Genomic DNA, 6,450 nt, shown 5'->3' on the forward strand with positions numbered 1-6,450 from the left:
CGTAACCGACTCATCGGGGAGGATCACGGACATGACCGCAATCCAGCCGGACCACGCCGTAGCCGTCATCGGCAGCGGCACCATGGGCCAGGGCATCGCCCAGGTCGCCCTGCTCGCCGGCCACCCGGTGCTGCTGTATGACGCGGTGCCGGGCCGGGCGAGGGAGTCGGCGCGGGCCATCGCGGCCCGGCTGGACCGCCTGGTGGCGAAGGGCAGGCTGGACGCCGCTGCGCGGGACGCCGCGGTGGCCCGGCTGGACCCGGTGCTCAGGCTTGCCACGCTCGCCGGCTCGGCTCTGGTCATCGAGGCGATTGTCGAGCAACTCGCCGTCAAGCAGAAGCTGTTCACCGAGCTTGAATCGGTTGTCTCCGAGGACTGCCTGCTGGCCACCAATACGTCCTCGTTGTCGGTGACCGCCATCGCCGGCGCGCTGCGCCGGCCCGGCCGGCTGGTCGGGCTGCACTTCTTCAACCCCGCCCCGCTGCTGCCGCTGGTGGAGGTGGTGTGCGGCCATGCCACCGACCCGGCCGCCGCCGACCGTGCGCAGGCGACCGCCGCCGCCTGGGGCAAGACGCCGGTGCGCTGCACCGACACCCCCGGGTTTATCGTCAACCGGCTGGCCCGGCCGTTCTACGCCGAGGCGTTCCGGGTCTTCGAGGAGCGGGCCGCCGATCCCGCCACCATCGACGCGGTGCTCCGGGAGAGCGGGGGCTTCGCCATGGGCCCCTTCGAACTGACCGATCTCATCGGGCAGGACGTGAACGAGGCCGTCACCCGTTCGGTCTATGAGGCGTTCTCACACGACCGGAAGTTCACCCCCTCGCTGGCCCAGCGGCGGCTGGTGGAGGCCGGGCTGCTGGGGCGCAAGAGCGGGCGCGGCTGGTACGACCACGGCGAGGGGGCCGCCCGGCCCGAGCCGCACACGGCCGGGCCCTGCGACGCCCCCGCCGGGCTGGTGCTGCGGGGCGAACTGCCCGCGGCCGCCGCGGTCCTGCCGGAGCTGATCGAGGAGGCGGGCATCCCCCTCACCCGGGAGCCGGACCCGGCCCCGGAGGGATACGGCCACCTCGTCCTGCCCGGTGGCGCCCGGCTCACCCTGGCGGACGGGTACGCAGCCATCTCCGGGACCGGGGAGCCCGCCGGGGAACCCAAGGTCTGCTTCGACCTGGCCCTGGACTACCGCGGCTGCACCCGGGTCGCCCTGGCCCCCGCCGAGACCGCCTCCCCGGCGGACACCGGGGCGGCCATCGGCCTGTTCCAGGCCCTGGGCAAGCGGGTCAGCGTGATCCGCGACACACCCGGCCTGATCGTCGCCCGTACGGTGGCGATGCTGGTCGACTTCGCCGAGGACGCCGTCGGCCGGGGCGTGGCGAGCCCCGAGGGCATCGACCTCGCCATGCGCGAGGGCGTGAACTACCCGCGCGGGCCGCTGGAGTGGGGCCGGGCGCTGGGCTCCGAGTGGGTGCGCCGGTTCCTGCAGAACATGGAGTTCGAGTACCCGGGCGGCCGCTACGCGCCGTCCCGGTCACTGCGCCGCCGTGCGGCCGTCAAGGAGAGCCTGATTCAATCGTGACCATGGCCAAGCGCGACACCTACACCCCCGAATCGCTGCTCGCGGTTGCCGTCGGGGTGTTCAACGAGCGGGGCTACGACGGTACCTCCATGGAGCACCTCTCCAAGGCCGCCGGGATCTCCAAGTCCTCGATCTACCACCATGTCAAGGGCAAGGAGGAGCTGCTGAGGCTGGCCATAACCCGCGCGCTGGACGGGCTCTTCGGCGTGCTGGAGGAGCCGGGCGCCCGCCGGGGGCGGGCGGTTCGGCGGCTGGAATACGTCACCCGGCGCGAGGCCGAGGTGCTGATGTCCGAGCTGCCCTATGTGACGCTGCTGCTGCGGGTGCGGGGCAATACGGACACCGAGCGCTGGGCCATGGAGCGGCGCCGTGAATTCGACCACCGGGTGGCCGACTTGCTGAAGGAGGCCGCCGCCGACGGCGACCTCCGCCCGGATGTGGACGTCCGGCTGGCGACCCGGCTGCTCTTCGGCATGATCAACTCGATTGTGGAGTGGTACCGGCCGGACCGCGGTGGCTCGGCGACCAGCGGTGAGGTGGCCGATGCGGTGGTCCGTACGGCCTTCGCCGGGCTGCGGACCTCCTGATCAGACGCCCTTTTCGAGGTCCCGTTCCTCGAAGACCAGCAGGGTGCGGGTGCTCAGCACCTCGTCCATGGCCTGGAGGCGGGTGAGCACCAGCTCGCGCAGGGCCCGGTTGTCCTTGGTGTGGACCAGCAGCAGGACGTCGAAGTCCCCGCTCACCAGGGCGATATGGGCGGCGCCCGGCAACTCCTGGAGCTTTTCGCGGACCGTGCGCCAGGAGTTCTGGACGATCTTCAAGGTGATGTACGCGGACGCGGCCTGGCCCGCCCGCTCCTGGTCGATGCGGGCCCCGAAACCCCGGATGACCCCGTCGTCGATGAGGCGGTTGATGCGTGCGTAGGCGTTCGCCCGCGATACGTGCACGCGCTCCGCGACGGAGCGGATGGAGGCCCGCCCATCGGTCTGCAGCATCTGCAGTATCGAGCGGTCTATCTCGTCGAGCGGCCGGGCGGGTGCTCTGCCCAGGGCGTCTCTCCCGCCCGGCCCACCCGGAATGGCCATCTGTTCGTCCGGCATACCGCCATGCCTCCCCTTCATGGACGTGCTGTCCATATCTCACGGTCTGCCGAACCGTTTGTCCACAGGCGAAGGCCGCCTGTAGCCAAAATGCGCTCTCGACCGAACAATCGGTAGGGAGAGCGGAGGACGCTTTCCGGTCAAGCTCGTCTCAAGCCCATCCCTGGAGCTCGTCCCTAGAGGAGGTGCCCGCCATGACGGTCCTGGAGCAGCCCGGCTCATACCGCCCCACCCCGCCCCCGGCCTGGCAGCCCCGCACCGACCCGGCGCCGCTGCTGCCCGACGCGGAGCCGTACCGGCTGCTGGGCACGGACGCCGCCGACACCCTGGACCCCAAGCTGCTGCGGCGGCTGTACGGCCACCTGGTGCGCGGCCGCCGCTACAACACCCAGGCCACCGCGCTGACCCGGCAGGGCAGGCTGGCGGTCTACCCCTCCTCCGCCGGCCAGGAGGCCTGCCAGGTCGCCGCCGCGCTCGCCCTGGAGGACCGGGACTGGCTCTTCCCCAGCTACCGCGACACCCTCGCCACCGTGGCCCGCGGCCTGGACCCGGTGCAGGCGCTGACGCTGCTGCGCGGCGACTGGCACACCGGCTACGACCCGCACCGGTACCGCATCGCCCCGCTGTGCACCCCGCTGGCCACCCAGCTCCCGCACGCGGTGGGCCTGGCGCACGCCGCCCGGCTCAAGGGCGACGACGTGGTGGCGCTCGCCCTGGCCGGCGACGGGGGCAGCAGCGAGGGCGACTTCCACGAGGCCCTCAACTTCGCCGCCGTCTGGCGCGCCCCGGTGGTCTTCCTGATCCAGAACAACGGCTTCGCCATCTCCGTACCACTGGCCCGGCAGACCGCCGCGCCGTCCCTCGCCCACAAGGCCGTCGGCTATGGCATGCCCGGCCGGCTGGTGGACGGCAACGACGCCGCCGCCGTGCACCGGGTGCTGGCCGAGGCCGTCCACCGGGCCCGGTCCGGCGGCGGGCCCACCCTGGTGGAGGCCATCACCTACCGGATCGACGCGCACACCAACGCCGACGATGACAAGCGCTACCGCAGCGAGGCCGAGGTGACCGCCTGGCGGGCGCACGATCCGGTCACCCTGCTGGAACGCGAGCTGGTCCGGCGGGAGTTGCTGGACGAGGACGGCATCCGGGCCGAACAGGAGGCCGCCGAGCGGATGGCCGCCGGGCTGCGCGAGCGGATGAACCAGGACCCGGTGCTGGACCCCATGGAACTCTTCGATCACGTCTACGCCCGGCAGACCGGCCGGCTGCGCGAGCAGGCCGCCCAGCTGCGGGCCGAACTCGAGGCCGCCGGAGAGCAGTTGGGCGGACCCGGGGAAGGGAACCGGCGATGACCACCGTCACCGGGCGGCAGACCGCCACCCCCATGGCCCAGGCCCTCAACCGGGCGCTGCGCGACGCGATGGCGGACGATCCGGCCGTGTATGTCCTCGGCGAGGACGTCGGCGCCCTGGGCGGCGTCTTCCGGATCACCGACGGGCTGGCCAAGGAGTTCGGCGAGGACCGGTGCGCCGACACCCCGCTGGCCGAGGCGGGCATCCTGGGCTCGGCCGTGGGAATGGCCATGTACGGGCTGCGGCCGGTGGTGGAGATGCAGTTCGACGCCTTCGCCTACCCCGCGCTGGAGCAGCTCATCAGCCATGTCGCCCGGATGCGCAACCGCACCCGGGGCGCCGTCCCGATGCCCATCACGGTGCGGGTGCCCTATGGCGGCGGGATCGGCGGCGTCGAGCACCACAGCGACTCCTCCGAAGCCCTCTATATGGCGACCCCCGGGCTGCAGGTGGTCACCCCGGCCACCGTCGCCGACGCCTATGGCCTGCTGCGCGAGGCGATAGCCTCCGACGACCCGGTGATCTTCCTGGAGCCCAAGCGGCTCTACCGGTCCAAGGCCGACTGGTCGCCCGAGGCGCCCGAGCGGGTGCCCGGCATCGGCACCGCCGTGGTCCGGCGGCCCGGCACCTCCGCGACCCTGGTCACCTATGGGCCGTCGCTGCCGGTCTGCCTGGAGGCCGCCGAGGCGGCCACCGCGGAGGGCTGGGACCTGGAGGTCGTCGACCTGCGCTCGCTGGTGCCGCTGGACGAGGAGACGGTCTGTGCCTCGGTGCGGCGCACCGGGCGGGCGGTCGTGGTCCATGAGGCGACCGGGTTCGGCGGGCCGGGCGGGGAGCTGGCCGCGTCGATCACCGAGCGGTGCTTCCACCATCTTCAGGCGCCGGTGCTGCGGGTCACCGGGTTCGACATCCCGTATCCGCCGCCGTTGCTGGAGCAGCACCATCTGCCGGGCGTGGACCGGATCCTGGACGCGGTCGCCCGGCTGCAGTGGGAATCCGAATGGACCGCAGGGGGTGCGAACTGATGGCCGTGGTACGCGAGTTCACTCTTCCGGACCTCGGTGAGGGCCTCACCGAGGCCACGGTGGTGCGCTGGCTGGTCGCCGTCGGCGAGGTGGTGGCCGTCGACCAGCCGGTGGTGGAGGTCGAGACGGCGAAGGCGATGGTCGATGTGCCGTCCCCCTACGGGGGTGTGGTCACCGCCCGGTTCGGCGAGGAGGGCACGGAACTGCCGGTGGGGGCACCGCTGTTGACGGTCGCGGTGGGCGCCGATGGCCTGGACGGCGCCGGGGGGCCCGACGGGGCCGAGGGCCCCGCGGCCGCGGAAGGCTCCGCGGCCGCCGGGGGCCCTGCGGCTGCCGAGGGCTCCGGCAATGTGCTGGTCGGCTATGGCACCCGGGCGCCTGCCGCCCGACGGGCCAGGGTCCGGCCACCGGCCGCGGCCGCCGGATCCGGCCGGCCGGCCGTCGCGGTGATCTCCCCGCTGGTGCGGCGCCTCGCCCGGGAGCGCGGGGTCGACCTGAGCCGGGTGCGGGGCAGCGGGCCGGACGGGCTGATCCTGCGGGCCGACGTGGACCGGGCGGCCCAGCCCGCCCGGTCCGCACAGCCTGCGCGGCCCGTCGCGGAGGGCTCGCGGATACCGCTGCGCGGTCTGCGCGGGGCGGTCGCGGAGAAGCTCAGCCGCAGCCGCCGGGAGATCCCCGACGCCACCTGCTGGGTGGACGCCGACGCCACGGAACTGCTGGCCGCCCGGGAGGCGATGAACTCCCCGGGACGGACCAGGGTTTCGCTGCCGGCCCTGCTCGCCCGCATCTGTACGGCGGCGCTCGCGGAGTTCCCGGAACTCAATGCGACCGTCGATACCGAGGCGCAGGAGATCGTGCGGCTGCCCGCGGTGCACCTGGGCTTCGCCGCGCAGACCGAGCGCGGGCTGGTGGTGCCGGTCGTCCGGGACGCGCACACCCTCGGTGTGGCCGCCCTGTCCGCCGAGATCACCCGGCTGACCGAGGCGGCCCGGGAGGGCAGGCTCACCCCGGCGGAGCTGACCGGAGGCACCTTCACCCTCAACAACTACGGGGTGTTCGGGGTGGACGGCTCCACACCGATCCTCAACCACCCGGAGGCGGCGATGCTGGGCGTGGGGCGGATCGTGCCCAAGCCCTGGGTGTGGCAAGGGGAGTTGGCGGTGCGGCAGGTGGTGCAGCTGTCGTTCACCTTTGACCACCGGGTGTGCGATGGAGGAACGGCGGGCGGGTTCCTGCGGTATGTGGCGGATTGTGTGGAGCGGCCGGTGGTGCTGTTGCGGTCGCTGTAGGGGTTTTCTCCCCCACCCCGCCCCTTCCCGTAACCGGGGGCGGAGGCCCCCGGACCCCGCAGCACGCTGCGCGTGCTGTCCTCAAACGCCGGACGGGCTGACTTCAGCCCG

The 6,450-nt window shown here is 73.0% G+C and carries 6 protein-coding genes; 5 read left to right on the forward strand and 1 reads right to left on the reverse strand.

Annotation, left to right across the window (positions count from 1 at the left end):
* Positions 1-31: 31 nt before the first annotated feature.
* Complete coding sequence (locus ABCR83_RS04025; protein ID WP_462693360.1) at positions 32-1,573, forward strand: 3-hydroxyacyl-CoA dehydrogenase; 1,542 nt, start codon at positions 32-34, stop codon at positions 1,571-1,573.
* The gene (locus ABCR83_RS04030) at positions 1,570-2,160 is read left to right on the forward strand and encodes a TetR/AcrR family transcriptional regulator (RefSeq protein ID WP_462693361.1); all 591 of its coding nucleotides are present in this window, start codon (positions 1,570-1,572) and stop codon (positions 2,158-2,160) included. The genes ABCR83_RS04025 and ABCR83_RS04030 overlap by 4 nt, the downstream gene beginning before the upstream one ends.
* Here the strand turns inward: ABCR83_RS04030 and ABCR83_RS04035 are convergent, their stop codons facing one another.
* Positions 2,161-2,673: an Lrp/AsnC family transcriptional regulator gene (locus tag ABCR83_RS04035; RefSeq protein ID WP_462693362.1), complete on the reverse strand. Its 513-nt coding sequence runs from the start codon at positions 2,671-2,673 to the stop codon at positions 2,161-2,163.
* Positions 2,674-2,867: 194 nt separating this feature from the next.
* On the opposite strand from ABCR83_RS04035, the gene pdhA reads away from it, so the two are divergent.
* The 3 genes from pdhA to ABCR83_RS04050 are packed head-to-tail and all read left to right on the forward strand — an operon-like array spanning position 2,868 to position 6,339.
* A complete protein-coding gene (gene pdhA, locus ABCR83_RS04040; protein ID WP_462693363.1) occupies positions 2,868-4,025 on the forward strand; it encodes a pyruvate dehydrogenase (acetyl-transferring) E1 component subunit alpha in 1,158 nt (385 codons plus the stop codon).
* A complete protein-coding gene (locus ABCR83_RS04045; protein ID WP_462693364.1) occupies positions 4,022-5,050 on the forward strand; it encodes an alpha-ketoacid dehydrogenase subunit beta in 1,029 nt (342 codons plus the stop codon). The genes pdhA and ABCR83_RS04045 overlap by 4 nt, the downstream gene beginning before the upstream one ends.
* Positions 5,050-6,339, forward strand: a complete 1,290-nt coding sequence (locus ABCR83_RS04050; protein ID WP_462693365.1) for a dihydrolipoamide acetyltransferase family protein — start codon at positions 5,050-5,052, stop codon at positions 6,337-6,339. The genes ABCR83_RS04045 and ABCR83_RS04050 overlap by 1 nt, the downstream gene beginning before the upstream one ends.
* Positions 6,340-6,450: the final 111 nt, after the last annotated feature.

The sequence above is a fragment of the Streptomyces xingningensis genome (assembly GCF_054957865.1).

Coding starts and splice junctions, on each gene's coding strand:
- ABCR83_RS04025 (WP_462693360.1), top strand. CDS start 32: ATGACCGCAATCCAGCCGGACCACGCCGTAGCCGTCATCGGCAGCGGC.
- ABCR83_RS04035 (WP_462693362.1), bottom strand. CDS start 2,673: ATGCCGGACGAACAGATGGCCATTCCGGGTGGGCCGGGCGGGAGAGAC.
- pdhA (WP_462693363.1), top strand. CDS start 2,868: ATGACGGTCCTGGAGCAGCCCGGCTCATACCGCCCCACCCCGCCCCCG.
- ABCR83_RS04045 (WP_462693364.1), top strand. CDS start 4,022: ATGACCACCGTCACCGGGCGGCAGACCGCCACCCCCATGGCCCAGGCC.
- ABCR83_RS04050 (WP_462693365.1), top strand. CDS start 5,050: ATGGCCGTGGTACGCGAGTTCACTCTTCCGGACCTCGGTGAGGGCCTC.